The organism is Cytobacillus sp. T106 (assembly GCF_040492155.1).
Taxonomy (GTDB): domain Bacteria; phylum Bacillota; class Bacilli; order Bacillales; family Cytobacillaceae; genus Bacillus_AB; species Bacillus_AB infantis.
On the sequence record NZ_JBEUMK010000010.1, the window covers coordinates 1 to 25,780 of the forward strand.

Here is a 25,780-nt window from a genome sequence, read left to right on the forward strand (position 1 = left end):
GTGGTCCTAGCCGGAGTAGCTGGAACCGCTATATGATGTAAATAGAAAAATAATGGTCCTAGCCGGAGTAGCTGGAACCGCTATTTCGTGTAAACAGAAAAATAGTGGTCGGAACAGAATCACTTCCCAAAAACATGTGAAGCTTTTTTATTGCTTTAAAGGCCAGCCTAAATTTTATTTCAAAGATATACAGCAGCCCAGCGAAAGGGGGCCATTTTCACCATAAACGGAAATCATGATCAATTAGTCACTGGAGGAACTTGCTTTCACCTTATATACGTTATCTTTCACTTAAGCTGCCTCCCGGCGGCTTTTTTCTATTCGCTGCTTTCACCGCTAGGTTTCTAGTATACAATAGTGGAAGCGACATCCAATATTAAGAAAATCTTAAGATATTTATAAAAGGAATATTAAGATTTGCTCTTTATGATAGATACATAAGCAGCTGCTAAGAAGGTAGGAATAGGGGAATGGAAAATTATAATGTACTTGTGGTAGATGATGAAAAAGAGATCCGGGACGCGATTGAAATTTATTTAAAAAACGAAGGAATTACGGTGCTGAAGGCGGGCGATGGCATTGAAGCGCTCGAGATGCTCAATGAACACCAGATCCATCTGATCGTCCTGGATGTGATGATGCCGAATCTGGACGGCATTTCAGCAACTTATAAAATCAGGGAGAAAAAGAATATCCCGATTATCATCCTGAGCGCGAAAAGCGAGGATACCGACAAAATCCTGGGGCTGCAGGTTGGCGCTGATGACTATGTAACCAAGCCTTTCAATCCTATGGAACTGGTCGCAAGGGTTAAGTCACAGCTGAGAAGATATGTGTCATTCGGGACTTTTGAAGGCATCAGAAAAGTCGTGGATCTGAATGGCCTGACGCTTGAAAAGGAAACAAAGGAAGTCAAGGTTAATGGCGAGCCTGTCAAGCTTACACCGATAGAATATAAAATAGTAGAGCTGCTCATGCTTAATGCCGGCCGGGTATTTTCCATCCAGGAAATCTATGAACTGGTCTGGAAGGAACCGGGCTATAATGCAGAAAATACGGTTGCCGTACATATCAGGAAAATACGTGAAAAGATAGAGATCGATGCAAAAAATCCAAGATATTTAAAGGTGGTTTGGGGAGTTGGATACAAGATGGAAAGGTAGGCTGATGATTGGCGTATGGGCACTTTTGTTCACCATTTTCATCAATGGGGTGCTTTCAGCTTTTCTTTTAGCAAGTAATTATTCTCATCGTGATTTTTTTCATTCAGATTCTTTCCTGTATTCAGTTAATGAAGCAGCCGGATATTTAAGCATGTTTGAGCTGCATGATCTTAACTTAGCGGAAGCCAAAGAGGCCATAACGGTATCAGACGCTGAAATTGAGGAACATCGGACGAGATACGGTTCCCTGCCGGCACAGATAGATAATATCAATGCACAGTACGAAGCTGTCATTATGGGTGCGGCCGATTCCGGAAATATTGAAGCAGAAGAAGGTTTTATCAAGGAAAGAGATGAAAAAATCGCTGACATTACAAAGAATTTTCAAAGTGATGACCATGTCAGGCCTAAGGTGGTCAAGGAAAAGGAAGAAAAGCTTGAAGCGCTTTTCAAACAAAGGGAACAGTACCGGGAAGAATATCAAACGGTTAAAAAGAACTTTCTGTATTATTTTAAAAATGACCAGAATGGAAAGGTAGTTACAAATGTTGATTTAAAAAGCGGTGAGACAGCAGAAGAGTATTTCCGTGGAGATGAAGTGCAGTTTGCAACAAATTTTTACGTGGGGCCAGATTCATTTTTCTATACTCTGCCCCATGAAACTGAAATGATTGATCCCCTTCTGAATGCCATTGGCGATTATGAAGGGAAAATTGCTGTTGCCTCCAGTATAGGGCCTTCAAATTCATTTTATTATGAAAGCCAAGCTTATAAGCTAAATCAATTGGTACTTGGAATTATGGCTGCCGCTGGTATGGCTGCTTTCCTTCTCTGGATAATGGTCACGCGCAGATCTGCGGCATTAAAAACCGAAATGGGAAAATGGGTGCCTTTTTATAATAAGCTGCCGATCGATACCAGAATTCTCTTTTTCCTGCTTTCTGCCCTGGGTGCATCACTTTGTATGCCTGTCATTATAGACTGCGTCAGAAACTGGATAGAAGTCCCGTATGACAGGCTGGAGCTGATTGCATTTATTATAGCTGGAACAGTCTTGTGGGGATTGGCATTGGTGCAGTTTTTCTATATTTTAGCTGTAGTGAGGGACGGAAACCGATTCCAAAATGAATGGAAAAAGAGTCTTCTCCATGAAGGAGGAAGTGTTCTCAAAAGTGCTTATACACAATCCAAAAGAGCTTTGGAAGATGCCTTTTTACAATGGAGCACAAGCACCAAAATGCTCATCATGTTCATCCTCGTGTTTGCTATGGGAGCCCTTTCCATCATCATTCTTATAGATCCAATATTTATCATTGTGTATCTTATCATTCTCTTTGGTTTGGGCACGCGGATTGCCATGAGCCTTGTAAGAAAGATCGGCTATTTTAACCGCATCGTCCAATATACGGAGGAATTGTCTTCAGGAAATCTGGGTCCGGATCTGGAAGTTGCAGGGAGATCTGTCCTGGCTGACCATGCTGCCAATGTCAATCTATTGAAGGAAGCGGTGCGGACTTCACAGAAGCAGGAAGCCAAGAGCGAGCGCCTGAAAACAGAGCTGATCACGAATGTGAGCCATGATCTCCGGACTCCTTTGACGTCGATTATCACTTATACAGAGCTATTGAAGCAGGAAGGCATCGAGGCGGATGAGAGGAAGGCGTACCTTGAAATCATAGACCGCAAATCCCAAAGACTGAAGGTTTTGATTGAGGATCTGTTTGAAGTAAGCAAAATGGCAAGCGGAAATATCGAGCTTGCCAAAACGAAAGCAGACCTTGTTCAGCTTCTTCAGCAGTCCCTAGGAGAATATGATGAGATGATTCAGGGATCAAGCCTGAATTTCCGGGTCACAAAACCTGACAAACCGCTGGCAGCTATGGTTGATGGACAAAAAATCTGGCGGGTCTTTGATAATCTGATCGGCAATATCCTGAAGTACTCACTGGAAAACAGCCGTGTGTATATCTCTATCCGGGAAACTGGCCGAAAAGCGGAAATCACTTTCAAGAATGTCTCCAAATATGAGCTTAATGATAACGCAGAAGAGCTGTCCGAAAGATTTAAACGGGGAGATGAATCACGCCATACTGATGGATCAGGCCTGGGGCTGGCCATCGCCAAATCGATCATTGATTTACATGAAGGAGAGCTTGAAATCGGGACTGACGGCGATCTTTTCAAGGTGATTCTTATACTGCCATTGGAGGAGTGAGGGGTGGAAAAATGACTGGGGCAGAAATAGCAAATTCATATGAAACTCATAAAAAAAGGCTCTTCCATATCAGCTATTCTATTACAAGAGACTCTTATTTAGCCGAAGATGCTGTCCAGGAAACATTCATTAAGGCACTTAATAAGGCACACACCATTATAGACAAGGAGAAGCTGGGAGCGTGGCTGTCTGTTACTGCAGCCAGAACAGCAATTGATTTTGTACGCAGGGAACGGAAGAAAAGCTGCCAGCCTATGGAATTAGAGGCAATCGAAGCTCTGGGGAGTGTTAATAGCGAAGCGGTTGACAGCATGGTAGAGGCCCAGCTGATGGAGGCGCAGATCAATCGGGCGATTAATACTCTAGGGGATGGCTACAGAGATATCCTGCACCTCAAAGCAAGCAAGGGACTGAAGGAAAAAGAGATTGCAGAGATGCTTAACCTGAAGCCATGTACAGTAAAAACAAGATTGTACAGGGCGAGGAAAAGATTGAAGCCTTTATTTATGGGAGCGGCGAATATATAGAAGACATAAGAACTAAAGGGGCCACGAAAAGGCTCCTTTTTTGCGTATTAGGAATTGGGGCAAATACGCCAGAAAAGCATATTCTATACCCAGAATGATACTTTAGGAGCAAAGAGGTGCAACGATGAAAAGCTTGCAAACAGGCAAAAAGGAAGCAGCCGGGATGATTTATGTGGCAGATTCCTCTCCCCAAAATTGGCTGTATATTTTATTCAATACTATGGAGGAGGCGGTCCGGGCTGACAAGGAAGGGAAGGTTGTCCCGAACCTGGCGGATTATCACTGGCACAGTGAGAATGTGCTTGAACTCAGGATTAAGGAAGGAGTGAAGTTTCAGAATGGAGAGAAGTTATCGGCAATAACTGTACAGGAGAGCTTACACGAGCTGTCCAGATGGCAAGCTCCACACCCTCCGGGAACCTTCCTGAACTTTATTCCTTTCACACTGGAAGTAAAAGATGAGTATACGGTCCTCCTGAAATTTGCCGATCCGGATGGACTGGCTCCGGCAAAGCTGCGTGCAGCCCATCTGGCAAACAGAAGGTTCTGGGATACTCTCGGCTTTGGCTACCTTAAGCTTGGCAGCGGAGAAGGACACTGGTGAGTGCTGGATGCACCCGGCCCGTGGGGTACCGGACCATTTGTTTTATCAGAAGGATATTCTTCGATTCAAAATATACCAGCGTTAATTGAGAATGCCCCTTTTGCGGCTGCTTGGCTGACAGTAATGGAGGAAAGGACCCGCTATGTTATCTTGGATGCAAATAAAGCTTATCATAATCGCGGCCGGGGACCAAAGCTGGATAAAGCCGTTTTTCGGAACGACCTGACGAAAGAGCAGGCACTGGAGCTGTGCAAAAACACAGAAGGTCAGGTGGATATTGTGACTGAACTTTCTCCCGATGAGGCGGAAGGAACAGTGGCTTCCAAGTATGCCAGGCTTGTCATTTCTAATGGAAACGAAGCGGTCGCAGGGATTTTCAACAGATATCGTAAGAACGTAAATTTTGACAGTCTGTCCCTCCGCCTCGCCATTAATCTAGCCTTGGACCGTGAATTGCTGATTGAAAACGCATATAACGGGTTTGCGGAGGCACCGCCAGCCTTGACACCTTCTTTTGCACAAGATTTTCCTCCGGAGCTCAAACCATTCCCTTTTGATCTCGGGCAGGCGCGTTCTCTTCTGGCTGAAGGTGCCTATCCCAGCGGCCGGGTGCTCCGTATGGCATCTTTCCAGAAACACCAAAAGCTATTGAAGGCCACGGCAGCACAAATACAGAATGGTCTGGGCATCCAGGTGGAATATTCAATACTTCCTGCCGAACAGGAAGTATATTGGAGGCGCCTGATTGCAGAAAAGAAGTTCAATCCTCCATGGGACATTTTTATTGGTGAAGCGTCCGCGCTGTTTTACGAAGGAACACCTGCTTATTTTCACCGGGAGCTACTCGGCCGTGACGGATCGCTGCGTACCGGACCTGTTCTCAATGAGTTTGAGGAGATATATGCTAAAATGTCAGCAGAAACCGACAGGTCCAGGTTGCTGGAGGCTTCAAGGGATGTTGACCGTTTCGTCCATCATCATGCCCTGCTTTTGTTTCTTTGTGTTCCGAATAAACTTTATGCTGTCAACAAGCATGTTGATTTCAAGCCCTATGCAACAACCTTTGAACTGGCAGAAACATCGGTGGATGCAGGACATTGGTCAAGAAGATAGACTATGTTGGAACCTTAGGGTTTCTTTTTTTTGAAAAAAAGGTACTGGAAGGGCGGCCGCGAATTATATAAGATGGAACATAGTCTCTGTCAGCAGAGAGCAGGAATTGACAGGAGCAGGCGAGATTCCACTGCTACTATAAAAGCAAGGAGTGAGCGATATGGGATGGGCTGAGGGGCTTCAGAAAGCGATCGATTATATGGAGGAACACCTTCTGGATGATATTTCAATTGAGGATATTGCCTTGGAGGCAAATGCTTCTTCCTTCCATTTTCAGCGGACATTTTCGGTACTGACAGATATGTCGATTGGAGAATATCTGCGGAAGAGGAGGCTGACGCTAGCAGCGCAGGAGCTTACAACATCAGATGAAAAGGTCATCGATATCGCCCTGAAATATGGCTATGACACTCCCGAGGCTTTCGCGAAAGCCTTCCGCCGCCAGCATGGGCTGACACCAACAGATGCGCGGAAAAAGGCTGGACAGCTGAACGCCTATAATCGCCTGGTCATACAGGTAACCTTGAAGGGAGCGGAACCAATGAAGTACAAAATCATTGAAAAAGAAAGCTTTACAGCGGCAGGGATCAGAAAGGAATTTTCCATGGAAAAAGGTGAGAATTTCAAAGGCATTCCAAAAATGTGGAAGCAGGTGCATGAAGACGGCATCAATAAAATCCTTTTTACGCTGAATGAACATGTTCTTGGAATTTGTGTCGATAAAAGGGGTGAGACCGGAGAGCCGAAGATGGACTATTGGATTGCGGCAGAGTGCAAAGGCGGGAAGCCGGAAGGATTAGAAGAGCTGATCATTCCTGCCTCCAAATGGGCTGTTTTCGAGGTGCATGGTGAGATGCCTGATGCTATGCAGAATACCTGGAAGCAAATCTTCTCAGAGTGGTTCCCTTCCAACCCGTACGAGCATGCTGGGACACCAGAGCTGGAAGTCTACAATGACGATGATCCTTACAGCCCGGACTGCTATTCTGAGATCTGGATACCGGTAAAATAAGCAGATTGAAGTGAAAGGGCGGCAGAAAGCTGCTCTTTTTTGCGTAAAGAAGGGTGTTTAGACTGTCTGGAGTCAGGTTATGGAATATTAGGCTTCGGGAAGCTTGTGGTTTGTGATAAATCTAGTATCTTATTGGGATTTTTTATAGGTGCAGCTGCTTTTTAATTTATTTGGCGGTTAATTCAATCAATTCAGCAAATAATACAATCATTTCGCAGGATAATCTACCGTTTTCAGCAGATAATCTACCATTTCAAAAAATATTCTACCAATTCACATTTTCAGCAGCGGCGCCGATCCAAGCAAACCTGCCGTCCCGAAACAGACACCAAACTAAAAAAGGAATGATCTTATGATCTTTTGGCTCAGCATGGTTTTTGCCATCGGTTTTGCGCTCATCCATTTCTCCTCAAAATATATGAATTTTATTGAAGAAACCCCAAGGAGCAGAATCCTTTCCATAGCCGGCGGCATTGCCGTTGCTTATGTGTTCCTGCACCTGCTCCCGGAATTGAATGGCTATCAGGAGAGCCTGGAGGATTCGATCGGGACGGATGCTGGAAAATATATTGAGAATCATATTTATCTGATTGCCATGATCGGGCTGGCGATATTCTATGGCCTTGAACGGATTGTGAAGGTTTCTAAAAAGAAGAAGAAAGACAAGACGGAAAATCAGACTTCGGCAGGCGTGTTCTGGATTCACATCGGATCTTTTTTTATTTACAACAGCATCATCGGCTATCTCCTCATCCGCGAGGAATTTGAAAGCCCATGGGGCATGTTTTTTTATTTTATAGCTTTAAGCATTCACTTCATCACCAATGACAGGGGGCTAAGGCGGGATCACCGGGAAGTTTATGACAAATACGGCCGCAAGCTCCTGACTGCAGCAATTATGCTCGGCTGGGTGATAGGAGCTTTTATGGAAGTCCATGACCTGATCATTTCAATCCTTGTCGCTTTCCTGGCCGGAGGAGTTGTTCTGAATGTGCTGAAGGAAGAGCTTCCCGAAGAGCGGGAAAGCAGCTTTGCGGCCTTTTGCATCGGCCTTGCCGGCTATTCAGTACTCCTTATGGTCATTTAAAAAACACACACCCATTTGTTTCTGGTAGCCGGGTCAGGGGAAGAATAGAGTAATCAATAAGAGAAAAGGGGGCCAACCAATGGATGGCATTGAAAATACTAATCTTGCCGGACGTGCCATAGACAGTATTGAAGGAGCAGCCGGGAAGTTCCCTGGCCGCAAAAGGGCGCATGCACGGGGAAGCTCCTATAAAGGAACTTTTAAGCCAAACGGAAAAGCCGCCTATTTAACGTCTGCCCCTCATCTGCAGGGTGGCGAGGTGCCGGCTATCGTCCGTTTTTCCAACAGCTCAACAAATCCTGGACACAGTGATGCCCTGACTCCTCCTAAAGGAATGGCAGTTCAATTCCAGCTGCCTGACGGAGACGTTACAAACCTTGTATGCACGACAGTTCCGCTGTTCTTTGCGAAAACGCCTGAATCCTTCACCAAAATCATCGAGCTGTTCGCCTCTATCCGAAAGGGGAAGCCTGATCTTAAATCATTAGCAGGCATTGCTAAAGACTTTCCTGAAAGCAAGGCGTTCATTGAATTGATCCAGGAGGTGAGACTGCCTGCAAGCTATGCGGCAGCTCCTTACTATTCTATCCATGCCTTTTACCTCACCACCGGGGAGGGAGGACGGCAGGCAGTTAAATTCATCTGGGAGCCGGAAGAAGGGGTCAGCATGTATACAAAAAAAGAAGCAGCCGGCCATCTTGGGGAAACATACCTCGAAACAGAGCTGGATGAGAGGCTGGCAAAAGGTCCAGTCCGCTTTACATTATCTGTGCAGCTGGGAGAAAAAGATGACCCGACAGATGATCCTACAGTGCTATGGCCGGGAGACAGGCAAAAGATTGCGGTTGGGGAGCTGACGGTCAACCGCAGGCTCGAAGATTCAAATGAAGAGTTTTTTGATCCAACCATTCTACCTGAAGGCATTGAATGCAGCGAAGATCCTATCCTCCATTTCCGGCATGAAGCCTACCATGAATCGAGGAAAAGGCGTGAAAGCGAGAAGAAGGAAGGGCTTTAAACGGGCTGCTGTAAAGGCAGCTCTATTTTTTGCTTATGTCTGCCGACCTCTTCAGCCAGCATCCTGTGATCCACACCCTTTTAAAGCCTTGGGAAGAAGTGTTTTCTGTTCTTACATATTCCGTTTCTCTAAGCATATGTTTAATGAAAAAGGAAACGGTGGCTACATTGAAAAAAATACAATTCGGCATTCCGGAAATTTTTGAGGAAAGCGCTTCAGCTTCACTTAAGGTGCTGTATGGTGATATAAAGCAAGTTTTAAAGGTGCCCATTATCAATTTTATCTTCCGGGCGCTGGCACAATACGAAAAATTTCTTTATACAGGGTGGCAGCAGGTGCGTTCCAGCATGCTCACCATGAGTGCAGAAAGGGCTGCAGCAAGTTTGAGAGAACCGTCCCTTTCTTTCGTGCCTGAACGGTACGACTGGGCGAGTATTATGGGTATGGAGCGTCTGAAAAAAGTTGAAAAAATAGTATTTACTTTCAACTATGTTAATCCCAAGCTTCTTTTGATTGCATTGGCCTGGCAGGAAAGTTTGGGGTACAGGCCGATAAAGGGCGTGGCCTTGTCAGGTGGATTGATAGAGCCGGGAATTTTACCGGGACTGCCATCCATCCGGCTGATCGATTTTCCGGAAGCTGACAGCAGGCAAAAGGAGTTACTCTGGGATATTATGACTGTGAAGCACAGCTATGATATTGCAAGTGATTACCGCGCACTTGCTTTATATCCTGAATTTCTGCAGCCGGTCTGGTCTGGGATGAAAGAGTATGTATCTTCTGATGAGTTTTCACTGAGGTCCAGGAGCATTAAGGAGCATGCCAGGCAGCTCGTCCATACAAACTTTCCTTATCCTGTTATTATCACGCCTGAAGATCTGGCGGGCATGTACTCACATAAGGATGCTGCCGGCATAATGGCAGTGATTGCCCTTTTTTCTGATTTTCTTGCAGATCTTATCATAGAAGGTGAGTGCATCCGCCGTTTTTTATATCCGCCATTAAAATCCGGTTGATATTTTTATTCCTCTATGCTACATTATATGGAAATTAGAGGTGATCCTTATGCAGCCGGATAGAAGCTGTTGTCCATTTTCACAAAACCATCATCATAAAAACTAGCCTTGCTATCGATTTTTAAAAAATCGCAAATAGGAAGGCTATTAATCATGAACCGCATTATTTTAAGTGTCCACTTAAAAGAGTGCGGTTTTTTTGTATTTCTAAAAGGATGAGGATGATCTCTAAAAATTAATTTGGAGGAATCGCTGATGAAAAAGATGGATTATCAAAATGTAAAAGGCACTAAAGATTATTTGCCTGAAGAAGAGATTGTAAGACGGAGGATTCAAAGAGAACTGGAGGATGTATTCATTCAATACGGATGCAAACCGCTGGAAACCCCGATTCTGAACTATACTGAACTTCTCGCTTCTAAGTATGGCGGAGGAGCAGAGATTCTTGAGGAGATGTATACGCTGTCTGACCGCGGCGGCAGAGATTTGGCTTTAAGGTATGATTTGACTATCCCATTTGCAAAAGCAGCTGCCATGAATCCTGGAATACGGCTTCCTTTCAAGCGGTATGAAATCGGCAGAGTTTTCCGAGATGGCCCGATAAAGACAGGGCGTCTCCGCGAGTTCACACAGTGTGATGTTGATATAGCAGGGGCAGATTCCCAGCTTGCTGAAGCCGAGCTGATGGTAATGGCACTGGATGCCTTTCAGAGGATTGGCCTCGATATTACAATTCAATATAATAACCGCAAGCTGCTCTCCGGCATGCTGCAGGAATTCGGGGTGCTGGAAGAGAAGCGCAATGAGGCAATCCTTGTGCTCGATAAGCTGGAAAAAGCAGGCTGGCAGAAGGTTTCTGAAGAACTGGCAGCAAAGGGAATCGGGTACGAAGCGATTCAAAGAATTGCGGGCTTTATTTCTGACAAGGGCATTGGAAAACTTGCCTACTATGAGGAAATGGAGGATAAAAACGTCCACTTAAAAGAAGGATTGCAGGAATTGAAGGAGCTGGAAGGTTATCTAACCTATTTGAATTGCAGCCGGAAAGCGGTTTTTAATCCTTTTTTAGCAAGAGGCCTGGACATATACACAGGCACGATCTATGAAATATTCCTCACGGACAGATCGCTTGCCTCAAGCATAGGGAGCGGCGGCAGATATGATAACGCAATCGGGGGCTTCATAGGGAGCGGAAAAAAAGTTGCGACTGTTGGAATCTCTTTTGGGTTGGATGCCATTTTTACCGCAGTCAGCCAAAGCCTTTCCAGGACTGAACGGGAAAGTACGGCAGATTATTTTCTCATTCCAATCAATACGCCAAAAGAATCCCTTGCTCTTGCACAGTATCTGCGCGAAAAAGGGTGGAGAGTAGAGTTGGAGCTGGGCAGCCGCAAAATAAGCAAGGCTCTTGAAAGGGCTAACAAGGAAAACATCAGGAAAGTAATTCTGCTGGGAGAAGAAGAAGTCTCTAATAACCAGTATAAAGTAAAGGATATGGAAACAGGGGAAGAAGCATTCGAGAAATATGATTTTAAGAAGTATGTCTGAAAAAAGAAGCATGCAAACATCTGCTTTGCATGCTTCTCCTATTTTAATTAATACCAAAAGCCGGGGCGTCCGAAACCATAGCCCCATCCAGGACGTCCATATCCCCAGCCTGGCCTGCCATAGCCCCATCCGGGACGGCCGTAGCCAAAGCCATACCCGCCATAGCCCCATCCAGGGCGGCCAAAACCGAACCCGCCTGTAGCTGCACCAACTGCCAGAAGGGGAAGGAACCTTTCATCATGCTGCTGATATGCATATTCAGGAATTGCCATATAAGGATTCATTTGCATAGCCTCCAGTCTCTTTTTCTCTGTATGCTATGCAGAAGGAGGGCAGTTGCCCGCAATTATGGCGGGGAATTTTGAAAATGGACATTTGCCCAGTGAAAATTTCTTATACTGAACATGAGAATATCCAAAAGCCAGTGGAGGTGGTAAACTGGTAGAAAAGCTTCTCATATTTAATAGAAAAGGTGATTTGTGAATGACAGAGAGAAAAGAATTGGCAACTTTTGCTGGAGGCTGCTTCTGGTGCATGGTCAAGCCTTTCGATCAATTTGACGGAATACATAGCATCATTTCCGGCTATACCGGCGGGCATGCTGCTAATCCCACATATGAAGATGTGAAAAAAGGGGACAGCGGCCATTATGAGGTCGTCCAGATCGAATTTGATCCTGAGGTGTTTCCATATGAAAACCTGCTTGAGCTGTTCTGGCAGCAAATAGATCCTACCGATGAAGGCGGCCAGTTCCATGACCGCGGGGACCAGTATCGGACTGCTGTTTTCTATCATAATGAAACTCAGAGGGACAAAGCAATCGCCGCCCGCAATAAGCTTGCGGAAAGTGGAAAGTTCAGCAAGCCGATTGTCACAAAGGTGCTGCCTGCTGAAACCTTTTACCCGGCTGAAGATTATCATCAGGACTATTATAAGAAAAATTCCGCCCATTACAAGGAAGACAGAGAAAAATCAGGGCGTGATAAGTTCATTAAAGAACATTGGGAAAAGTAAAGCTCAGTAAGGCCCCGCAATCTTGCATGCGGGGCTTTTTTTATTTATGACACTATCTTCTGAGAGGATGGAGAACATACCGAAGCGCGGGAAATATTGCTGCCATAACTCAAAGGGTAAGCTGCATCTCTAGTCTGATATTAAAGTCCTTTCACTGAAAAACAGTTTGCATCTTCAAATAAAGAAAACAAATTAGCTCAGCAGGAATTCCTCTATAAAATGCCGAATATTGTCAGTTGATCTGAATACAAAGGAGCATAATCAATGTATATAGAAACAGAACGGCTGATCATCAGGGATTTTCAAGAGGAGGACTGGCGGGAATTTTATACTTATACCTCTGATGCACAAGTCATGGAGTATATGCCGGAAGGTGTTTTCAATCAAGAAGCTGCCATGAAGTTTGTAAAGGAAAATATGATTGAAGCCAGAAACTACCCAATCATTGTTAAAGAAAACAGTCAGCTCGCCGGCCATATCGTTTTTCATCCCTATTTTGGAACACATACCTATGAAATCGGCTGGGTAATGAACCCACATTTCCAGAACAGGGGATTAGCATCTGAAGCAGCATCTGCTGTTTTGAAGCACGGGTTCGAACAAAAGAATCTCCACAGAATCATTGCTACCTGCCAGCCGGAAAATATTGCATCCTATAAAGTAATGGAAAGAATCGGGATGAGGAGAGAAGGGTTTTTCAAAAAGTGCATTCCGCATGGAGAAGGATGGCGGGATGAATATTATTATGCGATTCTTGGGGAAGAATGGCATCTTCACCATACTGCTGCAGGAATGGAGAGTGACTGAATGTCTACAAGAATCCGATTTCCTTTTGTTTATTTCTATGCTGAGCCGAATGTTGTTTTTGTCTACAAAATAAATAGGACAGAATTTCTGGATTCCAATAGTTTCCGTGAACTGGAGAAGCAGACTTATGAGATGGCACCAGGGGAGGATTTCTCTGATTTCTATCATGAAAACCATCAGCCTCTGGAAGGCCGCGGTTATTTCATGAGTCTTGAAAATCACTATAAAATGATCAAAATAATTAACAGGGCGATTCAGAAGCATAAAAAAGAAACGGGAACCAGGAGAAGCCCATCATATACCGCTGTCCATATTGCACCATCAGAATCCGCTGCCGGCAGCATAAGGGTTATGCTGCCTCAGCGGGAGGAAGTAATCAGCCAGATAGAATATCTTGGCATTGGGCCTCTATGGAAACTGGATACTGAAGAGGGGAAAAAACATCGTGCTGACTGGATGTTCGACCATATCAACTACCAAATAGAAGACTTTGAACTGGACCAGAAAAATGACAATATGCTTTTGCAAATAGCTGATATTCCTGAAGAAGTGCCCATCTACCTATGGGCAGGCGAAAATGCGGATGAGCAGACAAATCTCCGCTATTTAATGAATCTGCTAAAAGGCAAGAAAAATGACATAATCGTCATTAATTCCACTGGCCAATTTACAGAGATGGGCTTGAAGAATAATGGGCCTGCCCGTTATACAAGCCAAATGGAGCCCGACAATCTGTCGCTTATTTTTAAGAGGGGCAAAGAGAACTCCCCCCTGAGCGAGAAAGAGCGAATGAAGCTGCTGAGTGAGTGGGAAAAACTCGCCCGCACTCAATCTGTTTTGCGCATTTGGGAGAACGGAAGCATTGTCTCCGTTCGAGAGGACCATTTTGACCATAGAATCATCGAAACAATAAAAGAAATGGAAGCTGATAGTGAAGATGGCTTTGTCAGAGCTGGACACCTAATTGGAGCCATTACAGATAAAGACTTGCCGGACACAGATTTATTTTACCTGGAGTACCGCCTTAGAGAGCTGATATACCATGGCATCCTTGAATTAAGAGGAGTCCCGAAATCTATGAGGCATTACCGGGTAAAACTGCGGGAGGAGAAACCAACAGCGCTTCCTGGGTGAAATCCAGCAAACTGACCCCATAGGCGGAAGCAGCCGCAAACACGATTGTCCACATGGCAAGGCTGACGGTCATCCAGGCAAGAACCCGGGAACGGGAAGCCCCGAGGGAAAAAGCGGCTACGGCAGCAATATCAGTCCCCACCAATAGCGGTGCGAGAAGGGCGAGGCCCGGGATACCGTATTTTTCCCAAAGCTGCTGTGAACGTTTATCTCTTTTTGTGGGGCCGGCTGCGCCTTTTTTCTCCCGCCTTCTATTCCTCCACTGAAAAAATTGCTCAAAAAAGATGGCAAGCAAAATGAGCAGCAGAAGATTTCCGGCAAATGCCAGGACTCCTGTCCAAAAGGGTGACAGCCCCCAAAGTACTCCAAGCGGAACCACAATGGAAATGTCCATCCAGGGTGCAGCTGAGAAAATAAAAATAACGACATACTGCCAGAAAGCACTGGCAGATTGAGCCCATTCAATCATCATTCTTCTCCTTTCTTCAATATTGCTCAAACTATTTATTACTATTATAAGAGCGCCAGTTTAATATTGGGTAGGATCGGGTTTAATGTTTATTTAAAACGCAGATATATCTTCTTCCAGCATATAAAATGAGGGCTGAAAGTGTGTCTGCGGCTATATTCAGAAGAAAACATCATGCTGTTAAAATTAAATCAAACTTATTGTAAACAGGAGAGAGGATATGCACAAAATATTGCTTGTGGAAGATGATGTGAAAATAGCAGATCTGCTGAAGTCGCATCTCATGAAGTATGGCTATGAAGCTGCGGTATGCACGGAATTCGATGAGGTAGTTAAATGCTTTGAAAGAGAGCAGCCTGCGATGGTCCTGATGGATATCAATCTGCCGAGCTATGACGGTTTTTACTGGACACGCCAGCTCAGGCAGTTGACCACCTGCCCGATCATATTCATTTCAGCCCGTGCGGGTGAGATGGACCAGATTATGGCATTAGAGCATGGAGGCGATGATTACATAACCAAGCCATTTCATTATGAGGTCGTCCTGGCTAAAATCAAGAGCCATCTTAGGAGGGCATATGGGGAATATGCATTGAATGTGAAGGAACGGCAGATTGAAGCTGAGGGACTTATCCTTTATCCTGAAAGACTCCTGCTTGTTTTTGAGGAAAAGCAGGCTTCGGTCACAAAGAATGAGTGTGCGGTCCTGGAAATTCTGATGAAAAGATATCCCCGCTTTGCCAGCAGGGAAGCGCTGCTCGAAAAGCTGTGGGATGATCAGGCTTATGTGGATGAAAACACATTGAATGTCAATATGAACAGAGTAAGAAAAAAGCTCAGGGAAATATCTATAACCGGAGCGGTTGAGACCGTCAGGGGAGCAGGCTATCTGCTTCAAAATACCTGGAAAAGGAGCTGATTGGTGTTGAAGCTCTTTTTTAAGGATCATTCAGGGGTCATCTTTCTCCATATTGTCATGCTCTTTTCTGTGCTTATTATCTATCGTATGGCAGGATTCCGGGACATAAAGGTAAGCTTATATACTGTTTTTTTGGGGCTTTGCCTGCTCGGCGGTTATCTGGTTTTCCGTTATGCAGGAATGAAGGGATATTATGCACGGCTCACTAATCCGTTTGCGGCTCTCGATGAATCGATTTCTGCGACAGGCTTCTATCCGATGGCAGAAGCACTTGATCAGCTTTTGCTGAATCAATACCAGCTTTATGAGAACAAGCTGGCGCAATGGGAAAGAGATAAAAACGAACATCTTATCTTTATGAATCAGTGGGTGCATCAAATGAAGACCCCTCTATCTGTCATAGAACTGCTGCTGCAGGATGAGGACGAAGTAAGCCGTGAAAACATCAGGGAAGAGACGGACAGAATTCAAAAAGGTCTGGAAACAGTACTGTACAATGCAAGGCTTAAATCTTTTGAGCATGATTTCCATGCAGAGCCTGTCAGGCTAAGGGAGCTGGCTGTGAAACTGGTGCAGGAGAACAAGCGCTTGTTCATCCGGAATGAAGTTTATCCTGAAATTGCAGCTGGAGCTGATCTTATTGTCCATTCTGACAAGAAATGGCTCGAGTTCGCAGTCTCCCAGATTCTGATAAACAGCATCAAATATTCAAAAGGTACAAATCAACAGGTGACCATCTCCTTCTGGCAGGAAGGAGAAACTGTCATCCTTGAAGTGAAGGACCGCGGGCATGGAATACCGGCCAGTGATATCGAGCGTGTCTTCCAGCCTTTCTTTACCGGCGAAAACGGGCGCCGTTTCCCGGAGTCTACAGGAATGGGACTGTATCTGGTTTCAGAAATCAGCATGAAGCTTCAATTTCAGCTGGAGCTGGAGTCCGAGGAAGGAAAGGGGACTGCTGTTCGCTTCCTGTTCAATGAGCCGAACAGCATCTTACAAGATTGTAAGCCTCGTGAAAGGAACTTCGATAGCTGAAGCAATCTCTCTCCTTTACTATTAAAGCATCAGAAGAAAGAGAGGAGAAATTAAATGAAGATGCTTCAGATAAATCGGCTAAGTAAAGTATATACAGGAAAGGTTTCTTACCGGGCACTGTCAGAACTCAGCCTGGAAATCAGCAAAGGGGAGTTCGCAGGGATCATGGGCCCTTCAGGCAGCGGAAAGACTACACTGCTGAATATGATATCCACGATTGATTCTCCAACATCAGGCGAAATCCTGATAGAAGGAAAAGATCCGAACAAGCTGAAGAAAAGGGATCTTGCGAAATTCCGCCGGAGAGAGCTTGGTTTTGTTTTTCAGGATTTTAATCTGCTTGAGACGCTGACTGTGAAAGAAAATATGATGCTTCCTCTTACATTGGAAGGGGTACGCGTCAGGGAAATGGAAGAGAAAGCAGAAAAGGTCGCAGACAAGCTTGGCATCCGGCCGATCATGAATAAAAGGACCTATGAAATTTCGGGCGGACAGGCACAAAGAGCGGCGATTGCAAGGGCCATCATTCATACCCCGAAGCTCCTGCTGGCAGACGAACCGACAGGGAATCTGGATTCAAAGGCTTCACGCGATGTGATGGAAACTATGTCAGACATAAACAGGAATGACGGTACCACCATGCTGCTTGTCACCCATGATGCCCTGGCTGCCAGTTATTGTGACCGGGTTATCTTTATCAAGGATGGCAGGCTCTATAATGAAATCCGCCAGGGAGACAGCCGCCAGGCCTTTTTCCAGAAAATCATTGATATGCTTTCAATACTGGGAGGGAATGCACATGACCTTTCGTCAATTCGCGTTTAAGAATGTGCACCGCAATAAACGGCTGTATGCGGCTTATCTGCTGAGCAGCGCTTTTTCGGTCATGGTATTTTTCGTCTATGCGGTTTTTGCCTTCCATCCGGGCCTTAAAACAGAAGGAATCGGCGGGCATGTTTCAACTGGGTTGCACTTTGCCGAAGCAGTTATATATGTGTTTTCCTTCTTTTTTGTCCTTTTCAGCATGAGTGCATTCCTGAAATCGAGAAAAAAGGAGCTCGGATTGCTGGTTATGCATGGAATGACAGGTATGCAGCTCAGAAAGATGATCTTCATGGAAAACATGATGATCGGACTGGTTTCAATTCTGACAGGAATCGGAACTGGCATGGTGCTTGCCAAGGCAATCCTGCTCGCAGCTGAAAATGTACTCGGTTTAAAAAAGTCCCTGCCTTTTTATATGCCTGTTGAAGCGCTGGGCCTTACAGCGGGTGCTTTTGTCCTGCTGTTCGCAGTTATTTCATTTTTCACAGTTTCCATGTTCAGGGGGAATCAGCTGACAGCTTTTATTAAAAGAAGCGCTGCTCCAAAGCCTGAACCGCGCGCTTCCAGCCTGCTTGCCCTGCTATCTGCCTTGCTTCTTGCCGCAGGGTATATTACTGCGCTCAGGGTGAAGGGGGTTTATGTAAGCGTGGCATTGGTGCCGGTCAGCACTGTTGTCATCATCGGGACTTATTTTCTCTTTACACAGCTCAGCGTGTATATCATCGGCCGCTTAAAAAAGAATCCATCAATCCTGTTCAAAAAGACGAATCTGCTTCTTTTCTCTGATTTAGCTTACAGGATGAAGGATAACGCCCGTACCTTCTTCATTGTTTCGATTGTATCTACTGTGGCATTTTCAGCCATTGGCGCACTGATCGGCTTCAGGACAGTTATGACCAAGGCAGTCCAGGAGGAGAATCCGTTTGCTTTTGACTACAGCAGCTATGCAGGAAACGAGAGGGAAGCATCCCAGGTTGAGCTCATCCGGACTAGGCTTAATGAAGAGGGGATCTCCTATCGCGAACTTAGAGCAAAAGGGCTTTACCAGACTGTCGGCGACAGTCAGGCGATGTTTGTGAAAAGTTCTGAATATAACCCGATAGCAAGAGCGGCAGGCGGGAAAGCAGTAGATCCTAAAGGAGACAAAGCAATCAAAATAATACCTATGAAAACACCTGCTGAAAAAGAAAAACAAACAAATCTGACCCTCAAAGAAAGCGGGGAGCCCATTTCCATAGCTGGAAATACACAATCATTTGCGTTCCCTTCCTATGAAAGCTTTTATGTTGTATCAGACAATAAGTTTGCCGCGCTGCGAAGTTCTGCCAAAACACAGCATTTTTATATTTTTGATGCAGAAGATTGGAAAAGCACATCAGATATCGGGGAAGAACTGGCGAAAGAGCTTCCGATCAGCAGACTTGGAAAAGAATACAGCTTTTTTCCGCTAGCTCATGAAATGGATAAGATTGTTCAAGGGTATGGGGCCATCCTATTTGTCGGCCTATTTATCGGAGCAGTGTTTTTTGTTGCCGCCGGGAGCTTTCTTTACTTCAGGCTCTTTAGCGATCTTGATGAGGATAAAAAGAAATTTTCCCGCATTGCAAAGATCGGACTAACGGATGATGAACTGTCAAAAGTGGTTTCAGTGCAGATCGGGCTCCTGTTTTTTGTACCGTCAGGCGTTGCAGCTGTCCACGGTGCTGTAGCTCTTACCAGCATGCAGAATATGTTCGGCACCTCGCTCTTCAAGGAGTCAGCCCTTGTGCTGGGAAGCTTTTTACTGATTCAGCTGGTTTATTATGTATTCATCCGTTCGGCATACTTGAAAAATATCAAGAAGGCACTCCGCTAAATGCAGCAGGACCAGAAATCAGGGTCCTGCTTATTTTACGCGGCGGCAAACGGATTTGTTGACGCTGTCTGCCTGTCTGCCTGTAAAATAGATAAGTGTACATAGAGTTAATACTAACAGGGGGATGCTGATATGAACCGCCTCACTTATATGCTGCTGGTACTTTTGACAACCTCTCTTATGGGATCGTCCTTTGCTATAGGTAAAATCGGACTTGATTATATTTCCCCCCTTATGCTGACAGGGCTTCGTTTTACCATTGCCGGGGTGCTGATGGCAGTCATTGTACAGCGGAAGCCGCGGCCAAGTGCATTGCCAGACTGGCTGAAGGTGTTCTCGATCGGCCTGTTTCAGACAGCAGGGGTGATGGGGTGTATTTTTCTCAGCTTAAGGACCATCACTGCCGGGGAATCATCCATACTTACGTTCAGTAATCCGCTGATTGTTGTTGTTCTGGGCACGATCATTTTCGGCCTAAAATATACAAAGATTCAATGGATAGGCGTCATTGCTGGATTTCTGGGTGTGATCCTGACACTTGGCTTTCAATTTCGGCTGGAATCAGGCACCCTGCTCGGTCTTGGGGCAGCTTTTTCATGGGCAATCGCGACCTTGCTTATTAAAAGGTGGGGAGGGCAATTCAATACCTGGGTTTTGACAGCTTATCAGCTTCTTTTCGGAGGAATCGTCCTGCTGCTTATGAGCTTGACCATGGAAAAGATTGAGCTGCACATCACTCCGCTTTCAATCTTCATTGTTGTATGGCTCGCTTTGATGGCATCTATTGTCCAATTCGCTGTCTGGTTTTATTTATTAAGCAAAGGAGATCCGGGGAAAACGAGTGCCTTCCTTTTCCTTGCCCCATTCTTTGGCGTGCTGTCCGGATGGCTTCTGCTGGGGGAAGCTGTCCATTGGTATGTCTATGCCGGAGGAGCACTTATTTTTCTCGGGATTTTTCTTGTCAACTGGACTTTCAAAAAGAGCAGTACCTAACAAAGAGAGCCGCACCTCAGAAGTGCGGCTTTTCTCTGTTCGCGGCGGATTACTCCTTGCTGCCGCCGTTCTCGTCCCAATAGATATCTGCAAAAGCTTCAGATAAAGCATCAACTGTTCTGTGGAGTTCCTCCAGATTATTATCGACCCCGCCAAGCTCTACCAGAATGGCTCTGTTGGATATATCCTGGTTATATACCCCGTTTCCTTCAAGCTTTGTCTTTAAGAATACTCCACGGCTGAGGCCCGGGTATTTTTCTTCAACCTTCGCATTCAGTTTTTTTGTATATTCCAGATTGGCCTGGTAATTTTTATTTTCCTTGCCGACGATGAAATACAGACGTGCATAGGTTTTGCCGTTGATCGTCGCAGTCGTTTTATCCTTCCGGGCAGAATCGCGGTGGATGTCTATGAAATATTTCAAATTTGGATTTGCTTCTGCAGAAGCGTGGACAACTTCATTGGATACTTTATAGGAAGAAGAGTAGGTCCACTCTCTCTTAAGCAATTCTTTATTAATATTGGTCTTATCCTGGGATGCTCCGATCCCTTTTTGCAGGAGTGCATCTGAAAGTTTGCTGCCCAGTCCGACCACATTGGCCCGTTCATCTGAAGTTACGGCTTTATTGGCGTCTTTTGTATTTTTCAGCAGCGGAAGGAAGGCCTCCATATTATGTGAATGATAAATCAGCACATCTGTTTTTTCAGGCTTTTTGGCCGGTTGTGCCGGCTTGTCCGCCACAGGCTGCTGCAGCTTTTCTTCTGCAACTTCACGCTCATTCATGAGTACTTCTGCTGGAGGTGCTGATTCAAATGGAAGGGTGGAAAGATCTGTTCCTTCCCCTGCAACCACTATTTCTGTATCAAAATAAACAAGGCCGGGAAGCTCTGTCCCGAGAAAGGTACGGGCATCCGTAGGCTTTACATTAGTGGCAAGGGAAAATAAGGCATCTGTCACATTTTCAAATGTGAAAGGATCGCTGTCAGGAGCGAAGGAATGATTGGCCGAGCTGATAAAATAAGTCAGCAGTTCATTGATTTCAATATTTCTCATGACGCGCTCCAGTGACTTTGAGCTGAATTGAGTGTAGATAATGATAGAAAAGAGGAAAACGGCGGCCGCGATTAGTAGGTAGATGAGATCTTTGTAATGTTTAACGTTTACTGTTACAACTTTTATCATGAAATTCACCTCAATTCACCATATGCTCATTTTTACGAGAGTATGCGATATGAGGGGACAATGATTTGTAAAGTTTTACGGGGAAAGAGCCTGCAGAATGTGAAAGGCTCTATCTGAACATCACATGAATAACCTGCCGCCAATGAGGAGATTTTATAATAAAGGCTATGTTAGTGTACCTAGTTGATTTTGGGCTCATTCGTGTGAAAGTCTGTTTTACACGCATTTCAGTACAGCTGAAATGAGCCCAAAATCAACAACAAAGTTTAACAATGCCATAATAAAAAAAAGCAGAATCCTGCTGATTGAAAAGTAGGGAAAAGATATGGCAGGACTAACCATTTCAATTATCATTTTTAATATCGCAGCTGTAAAGTTCGGCAAAACCCTGACTGGCAATCAGAAGCTGCATATATGGGCATTTACGATTGCATTTCAGCAAACCTTTGACGTTATCATAGAATTTAAGCTCCATGGATACTGGTATTTCAGCCTGGATCCTGATATTGGCGGACTGCTGGCACACACACTGCTGCTTCCCCCGGTGAATGTCCTCTTTCTCAGCCGCTATCCTTTTAGCTCTGATAGACTGACAAGGATATTTTATGTAGTTTTCTGGGTGATAGCCATTCTTCTTTACGAATATTGCACTTTGCTACCTGAGCCGTGGGGATATTTTCACTACGGGTGGTGGAAGCTGTGGCATGCTGCCATTGCTGATCCAATTTTGTTCTTTTTATTGATTCAGTATTATAAATGGGTACGTAAACTGGAAGGCGCAAAATAGTTTGTTCCATAAAAGAGGTGCTTATATGAAACGGCAAAGACTGCTTTTGGCTGTGATGATGCTTCTTTCCTGGGCTAGTATTCCCCTGATAGGAAAGAGGTCTTTTAAAAGATTTCTTCCGGCATCTATATTCATATGTACCATTGCAGCGATCATGAATATACCTGCAGCAAAACGCAAGTGGTGGGTTTTCCAATCCAGTATCCATCCTAAGATAAGAGGAGATGTACCATTTGTTATCGGACCTTATTTCGTTTTGTCCTTTCTGGTATTGAAGTATATGTACGGGAAGTTTGGTTTATATATGATCGTCAATTTTGTCCTTCATATTTTATATGCATTCCCAGGCGTCCGGTTTTTGGAGTGGGCAGGAATTGCTTCTCTCAAAAAAATGACTAAGCAGCAATTCATCCTGCTTCAGCAGTTCAGAGCAGTCCTTTTATATGGCTTCCAAGTGCTCTATGAAAAGCTGCGAAGTTCCGATCCCAGTGAACAGAACTGAGCCCCGCTCTTAGAGAGCGGGGCCTGCTGACAGCTAACCATTGCTGCGCTGATGGTCTACCCACCAGTCTATATGATCCAGATCAAAAACGATCATGCTGCCAAAAGGTCTTTGATGGGGGAGTTTCCGTTTTTGTATGAGATCCAGAATGGCCTCCTCAGACAGCGGATAATCTTTCATATCCAGATAAGCTATCAGATCTTTTATGCTGTACGCCTTTCTCAAAAATTAATCACCTCCCGCCAATCCTCCTTTATACAAAGGAAGTCTGGCGAAAAGCACTTAATAAATGAGAAGCTAAGATACTTTTACCCCGGCAATTACTCTCTAATCTTTCTTCTGCAAAAAAACATCTTATTGAAAAAGAACTCAGTCCTAAATGAAATATTTGCCATCCTTCTGAAAAGAAACCAGGGAACTGGAATAGTCGATATAAGTTCTGCGGTTTGATAATAACCTGCGTCAATATTGGAAAATACATTCCGTACTTAAAATATAAGCCGTATAAAAAGATATCATGCTTTAACCAAAATGGGCTTGTCCCCCTGAAACGGTTCTTTGTTCTCCCCGTCTAATCTGTTGTGAAGGCAAAATACAACAAGATTGACAGAAGGGGGATTCTAAAATGAAAAAAGTAAAAAAACTGGCTGCTTCAGCGCTTGTCATCCTTGGCATTCTGACATTCAGCCAGGGCACTGCATCTGCTGAAGAGTTTTATACGATCAAAAAAGGGGACACTCTCTATAGCATTGCCAGGCAATATGGCAGTACAGTCGGACAGCTGAAGCATCTCAATAAATTAAAGGGCGATTTGATCTATGCAGGCAGCAGATTGGAGGTTCCCGGAAAGATTACAGTGAAGAAAGGAGACACACTCTGGAGACTCGGACAAAAATACGGTCTCAGTGTCGCTGAACTCAAGAAAATAAACGGACTGAGGAGCGACCTGATCCTAATAGGGCAGAATCTGTCAGTCAATAAAGGCAGTATTGCTTCATATGATGCTGAAAAGGTGAAATTGTCCGTTTCCCCCAAGAAAGGTTACACATTTCATGCAGAAGAGCCGCGCCGCTTCCTTTTGGAATATGGGAAGAATAGCCGGTATTTTGCCAGGGTGGAAGTTCTTGACGGAAAATCAGCAATGGATGAAGTAAAGAAAAATTCTCTGGAATATCTTAGGACGATTGGCAAGCCTGAAGAAATGAAACCAGTACAGCTTCCATTTTATAGAGACAGTATGATGGTGCTGCACGCACATAACAAAACTGACCAGGCAAACATCATTGTCAAAAATGTAGACGGGAAGCTGCTTCGATTCACCATTCATTATGTGAACCAGGAGGAATCAGAAGAGGTTTACGGGACAATGATCTCGATTCTCGGAAGCGTGAAAGCAAACTGAAAATGAAAAAGGGAGGGGATCCAGCGGTCCCCTCCCTTGCCATTCCCCATGATTATTTCCAGACTTCTTCGGCAATGTTTGCTTAAATGAAAGTAGAATGGCTAGGTAGAAAATAGAGAGCTTCAGCAAGCTCTCTATCAGTACAAGTCTATAGGGTGTTATGCTTTATTTTGAAAACAGCTTCAGCAGCGGATGCTTATTTTTGTCCTTCACCTTGATTTCCTCCATCACTATCCGGTCCTGATGCTCAGAAATCCATTCTTCCATTTCTTTTTTATCTTTGCATTGCGTATAGTAGGTTTCTCCGCCTTTTCCAACTGCATTAATGACATATCGGCAAGTGTTTCCCATAAATCCTCCCGTTGCTGTGGTGTTTAAAAGGTATAATGCATGCATTCCATCATGGTTTCTCCTATTCTCAGATCCTCTTGTTTTATACAAAAACAGAGGAGGAGAAACCGGATTTTTAAGTCATGATTTCCAATAATAAATCCTGTTCTGCCTTATCTTACTCACGAACTTAATGGCTGTCAACGGAAAATAAAAAAGAAATAAAAAAAGAAATAAACGGGTTGAAAACATGTTGATGTCTTTGTAGAATAGAGGATTCACTCATTTTTTTGCAGAATGCTGAAAGTCAGATAAAAAAAGGGATATGCAGAAATTTGCTTATACGGAAAGTTGGAAGTAAAATTATTTCAACACCTGAAAAATGAATCGGCTTAATCTCATATTGAGAGCGGAGGAACCAATTTTTGGGGCTAATCCTGCAGGAAGCAGGAGGGATGAGAATGATCTTTCGCCATCCTGCCCGTCAGCTAACTTCGTCGGCTAAAGCGAGTGAGGTCATTTTAGACCGCCTAATGAGCAGCACCCTTGCATCCAAATTTGCAGAAGCTGCCTGGAGCCAGGATAGGTCTTTTTGTGCTGTATATTATCTGCGTACGTTTTAGAGCGGCTGTTTTCAGGGAAGAAAGGGAATGTGGCTGTTTAGGCATTTTCATTGCCAAGGGACAGTTTGTGCCCAATAATCCCAAGGGAACCATTAAGCCGGATTGAATGCTGCAGGTGTTCACTGATAAGAAGAAGGAGAATCAGCTGTAATGAATATCGCGTTTTTTTTATTGCCTAAAAATGAACTGGTTTTTGTCTACGACCATTGGACAATGAGGCAAGCCATGGAAAAAATGGAGTATCACCGTTATACAACCTTTCCGATATTAAATAAAGAAGGAAAGTATGTAGGTTCCTTGTCAGAAGGAGACTTGTTATGGAAGCTCAAAAGCATGGGCAGGGTCGACTTTAATGAGATCCAGGGAGTGATGCTGAAGGATGTGCCGCTTCATAGATCATATGAGCCAGTGCTAGTTAGCAGTGAGATGGAAGAAATCATTAATTCATCACTAAATCAGAATTTTGTCCCTGTTACGGACGACAGCGGCGTATTCATAGGATTGATCCGAAGAAGGGAAATTATCGATTATCTGGCAGGCAGCTTCAAAGAAAGGGACTTGTCTGTTCCCGGGGAGCAGAGCAAGACAACATAAGCAGC

27 protein-coding genes and 1 riboswitch are annotated in these 25,780 nt (G+C 44.6%); of the genes, 22 read left to right on the plus strand and 5 right to left on the minus strand.

Annotation, left to right across the window (positions count from 1 at the left end; translation table 11 throughout):
• Nucleotides 1–470 precede the first annotated feature (470 nt).
• The 10 genes from ABU165_RS16885 to ABU165_RS16930 all read left to right on the plus strand — a co-directional run bounded on the left by ABU165_RS16885 (nt 471) and on the right by ABU165_RS16930 (nt 11,303).
• Nucleotides 471–1,163: a response regulator transcription factor gene (locus ABU165_RS16885; RefSeq protein WP_148949303.1), complete on the plus strand. Its 693-nt coding sequence runs from the start codon at nt 471–473 to the stop codon at nt 1,161–1,163.
• Between the two features lie 4 nt (nt 1,164–1,167).
• Nucleotides 1,168–3,378 carry a sensor histidine kinase gene (locus ABU165_RS16890; RefSeq protein WP_483299088.1) on the plus strand — a complete coding sequence of 737 codons (2,211 nt, stop codon included), beginning with the start codon at nt 1,168–1,170 and terminating at the stop codon, nt 3,376–3,378.
• Between the two features lie 11 nt (nt 3,379–3,389).
• Nucleotides 3,390–3,905, plus strand: coding sequence for an RNA polymerase sigma factor (locus tag ABU165_RS16895; protein WP_094767702.1), 516 nt, complete (start codon nt 3,390–3,392; stop codon nt 3,903–3,905).
• Nucleotides 3,906–4,029: 124 nt separating this feature from the next.
• Nucleotides 4,030–4,509, plus strand: coding sequence for an ABC transporter substrate-binding protein (locus tag ABU165_RS16900; RefSeq protein WP_318060325.1), 480 nt, complete (start codon nt 4,030–4,032; stop codon nt 4,507–4,509).
• Nucleotides 4,510–5,622, plus strand: a complete 1,113-nt coding sequence (locus ABU165_RS16905) for an ABC transporter substrate-binding protein (protein WP_318060324.1) — start codon at nt 4,510–4,512, stop codon at nt 5,620–5,622.
• A gap of 160 nt (nt 5,623–5,782) precedes the next feature.
• A complete protein-coding gene (locus tag ABU165_RS16910) occupies nt 5,783–6,634 on the plus strand; it encodes an AraC family transcriptional regulator (protein WP_318060323.1) in 852 nt (283 codons plus the stop codon).
• A gap of 352 nt (nt 6,635–6,986) precedes the next feature.
• Complete coding sequence (locus ABU165_RS16915; protein ID WP_318060322.1) at nt 6,987–7,721, plus strand: hypothetical protein; 735 nt, start codon at nt 6,987–6,989, stop codon at nt 7,719–7,721.
• A 79-nt stretch (nt 7,722–7,800) separates the two neighbouring features.
• On the plus strand, nt 7,801–8,739 hold the full coding sequence (locus ABU165_RS16920) for a catalase family peroxidase (protein WP_094767700.1): 939 nt from the start codon (nt 7,801–7,803) through the stop codon (nt 8,737–8,739).
• A gap of 167 nt (nt 8,740–8,906) precedes the next feature.
• Nucleotides 8,907–9,755, plus strand: coding sequence for a halocarboxylic acid dehydrogenase DehI family protein (locus ABU165_RS16925; protein WP_224950626.1), 849 nt, complete (start codon nt 8,907–8,909; stop codon nt 9,753–9,755).
• Between the two features lie 255 nt (nt 9,756–10,010).
• Nucleotides 10,011–11,303, plus strand: a complete 1,293-nt coding sequence (locus tag ABU165_RS16930; RefSeq protein ID WP_224950624.1) for a histidine--tRNA ligase — start codon at nt 10,011–10,013, stop codon at nt 11,301–11,303.
• A gap of 47 nt (nt 11,304–11,350) precedes the next feature.
• Here the strand turns inward: ABU165_RS16930 and ABU165_RS16935 are convergent, their stop codons facing one another.
• The gene (locus ABU165_RS16935) at nt 11,351–11,587 is read right to left on the minus strand and encodes a hypothetical protein (RefSeq protein WP_022543989.1); all 237 of its coding nucleotides are present in this window, start codon (nt 11,585–11,587) and stop codon (nt 11,351–11,353) included.
• A 199-nt stretch (nt 11,588–11,786) separates the two neighbouring features.
• Here ABU165_RS16935 and msrA point away from each other — a divergent pair, with 199 nt between their 5' ends.
• The 3 genes from msrA to ABU165_RS16950 all read left to right on the plus strand — a co-directional run bounded on the left by msrA (nt 11,787) and on the right by ABU165_RS16950 (nt 14,258).
• Entirely contained in the window at nt 11,787–12,317 is a 531-nt protein-coding gene (gene msrA, locus ABU165_RS16940; protein ID WP_094767696.1) for a peptide-methionine (S)-S-oxide reductase MsrA, read from the plus strand.
• A 264-nt stretch (nt 12,318–12,581) separates the two neighbouring features.
• The gene (locus ABU165_RS16945; protein ID WP_094767695.1) at nt 12,582–13,124 is read left to right on the plus strand and encodes a GNAT family N-acetyltransferase; all 543 of its coding nucleotides are present in this window, start codon (nt 12,582–12,584) and stop codon (nt 13,122–13,124) included.
• Complete coding sequence (locus ABU165_RS16950) at nt 13,125–14,258, plus strand: DUF1835 domain-containing protein (RefSeq protein ID WP_318060321.1); 1,134 nt, start codon at nt 13,125–13,127, stop codon at nt 14,256–14,258.
• Here the strand turns inward: ABU165_RS16950 and ABU165_RS16955 are convergent.
• A complete protein-coding gene (locus ABU165_RS16955) occupies nt 14,200–14,727 on the minus strand; it encodes a small multi-drug export protein (RefSeq protein WP_022543988.1) in 528 nt (175 codons plus the stop codon). The two genes, ABU165_RS16950 and ABU165_RS16955, sit on opposite strands and share 59 nt — an antisense overlap.
• Before the next feature lie 220 nt (nt 14,728–14,947).
• On the opposite strand from ABU165_RS16955, the gene ABU165_RS16960 reads away from it, so the two are divergent.
• From ABU165_RS16960 to ABU165_RS16980, 5 genes are all read left to right on the plus strand, one after another.
• Entirely contained in the window at nt 14,948–15,646 is a 699-nt protein-coding gene (locus tag ABU165_RS16960; RefSeq protein ID WP_009793335.1) for a response regulator transcription factor, read from the plus strand.
• A 6-nt stretch (nt 15,647–15,652) separates the two neighbouring features.
• Nucleotides 15,653–16,681, plus strand: coding sequence for a sensor histidine kinase (locus ABU165_RS16965; protein WP_094767693.1), 1,029 nt, complete (start codon nt 15,653–15,655; stop codon nt 16,679–16,681).
• Nucleotides 16,682–16,741: 60 nt separating this feature from the next.
• Nucleotides 16,742–17,506 (plus strand): ABC transporter ATP-binding protein, encoded by a 765-nt coding sequence (locus ABU165_RS16970; protein WP_035402406.1) that lies wholly within the window; start codon nt 16,742–16,744, stop codon nt 17,504–17,506.
• Nucleotides 17,481–19,361 (plus strand): FtsX-like permease family protein, encoded by a 1,881-nt coding sequence (locus ABU165_RS16975; RefSeq protein WP_094767692.1) that lies wholly within the window; start codon nt 17,481–17,483, stop codon nt 19,359–19,361. The genes ABU165_RS16970 and ABU165_RS16975 overlap by 26 nt, the downstream gene beginning before the upstream one ends.
• A gap of 132 nt (nt 19,362–19,493) precedes the next feature.
• Complete coding sequence (locus ABU165_RS16980; protein ID WP_009793339.1) at nt 19,494–20,354, plus strand: DMT family transporter; 861 nt, start codon at nt 19,494–19,496, stop codon at nt 20,352–20,354.
• 49 nt (nt 20,355–20,403) lie between these two features.
• Here ABU165_RS16980 and spoIIP read toward each other — a convergent pair whose 3' ends face one another.
• A complete protein-coding gene (gene spoIIP / locus ABU165_RS16985; protein WP_050767291.1) occupies nt 20,404–21,537 on the minus strand; it encodes a stage II sporulation protein P in 1,134 nt (377 codons plus the stop codon).
• A gap of 325 nt (nt 21,538–21,862) precedes the next feature.
• Between spoIIP and ABU165_RS16990 the strand changes: the two genes are divergently transcribed.
• Both ABU165_RS16990 and ABU165_RS16995 read left to right on the plus strand, forming a co-directional pair.
• Complete coding sequence (locus ABU165_RS16990) at nt 21,863–22,324, plus strand: hypothetical protein (RefSeq protein ID WP_094767691.1); 462 nt, start codon at nt 21,863–21,865, stop codon at nt 22,322–22,324.
• Nucleotides 22,325–22,349: 25 nt separating this feature from the next.
• Nucleotides 22,350–22,826, plus strand: a complete 477-nt coding sequence (locus ABU165_RS16995) for a hypothetical protein (RefSeq protein WP_094767690.1) — start codon at nt 22,350–22,352, stop codon at nt 22,824–22,826.
• 33 nt (nt 22,827–22,859) lie between these two features.
• On the opposite strand, the gene ABU165_RS17000 is transcribed toward ABU165_RS16995, so the two are convergent.
• Nucleotides 22,860–23,051: a hypothetical protein gene (locus ABU165_RS17000; protein ID WP_022543984.1), complete on the minus strand. Its 192-nt coding sequence runs from the start codon at nt 23,049–23,051 to the stop codon at nt 22,860–22,862.
• A gap of 400 nt (nt 23,052–23,451) precedes the next feature.
• Between ABU165_RS17000 and ABU165_RS17005 the strand changes: the two genes are divergently transcribed.
• Nucleotides 23,452–24,228, plus strand: a complete 777-nt coding sequence (locus tag ABU165_RS17005; protein WP_129612650.1) for a LysM peptidoglycan-binding domain-containing protein — start codon at nt 23,452–23,454, stop codon at nt 24,226–24,228.
• Between the two features lie 165 nt (nt 24,229–24,393).
• On the opposite strand, the gene ABU165_RS17010 is transcribed toward ABU165_RS17005, so the two are convergent.
• Nucleotides 24,394–24,579, minus strand: a complete 186-nt coding sequence (locus ABU165_RS17010; protein WP_035402415.1) for a hypothetical protein — start codon at nt 24,577–24,579, stop codon at nt 24,394–24,396.
• 358 nt (nt 24,580–24,937) lie between these two features.
• Nucleotides 24,938–25,076, plus strand: a riboswitch (cyclic di-AMP (ydaO/yuaA leader).
• Nucleotides 25,077–25,331: 255 nt separating this feature from the next.
• On the opposite strand from ABU165_RS17010, the gene ABU165_RS17015 reads away from it, so the two are divergent.
• Complete coding sequence (locus ABU165_RS17015; protein WP_009793348.1) at nt 25,332–25,775, plus strand: CBS domain-containing protein; 444 nt, start codon at nt 25,332–25,334, stop codon at nt 25,773–25,775.
• The last annotated feature ends 5 nt before the right edge of the window (nt 25,776–25,780 follow it).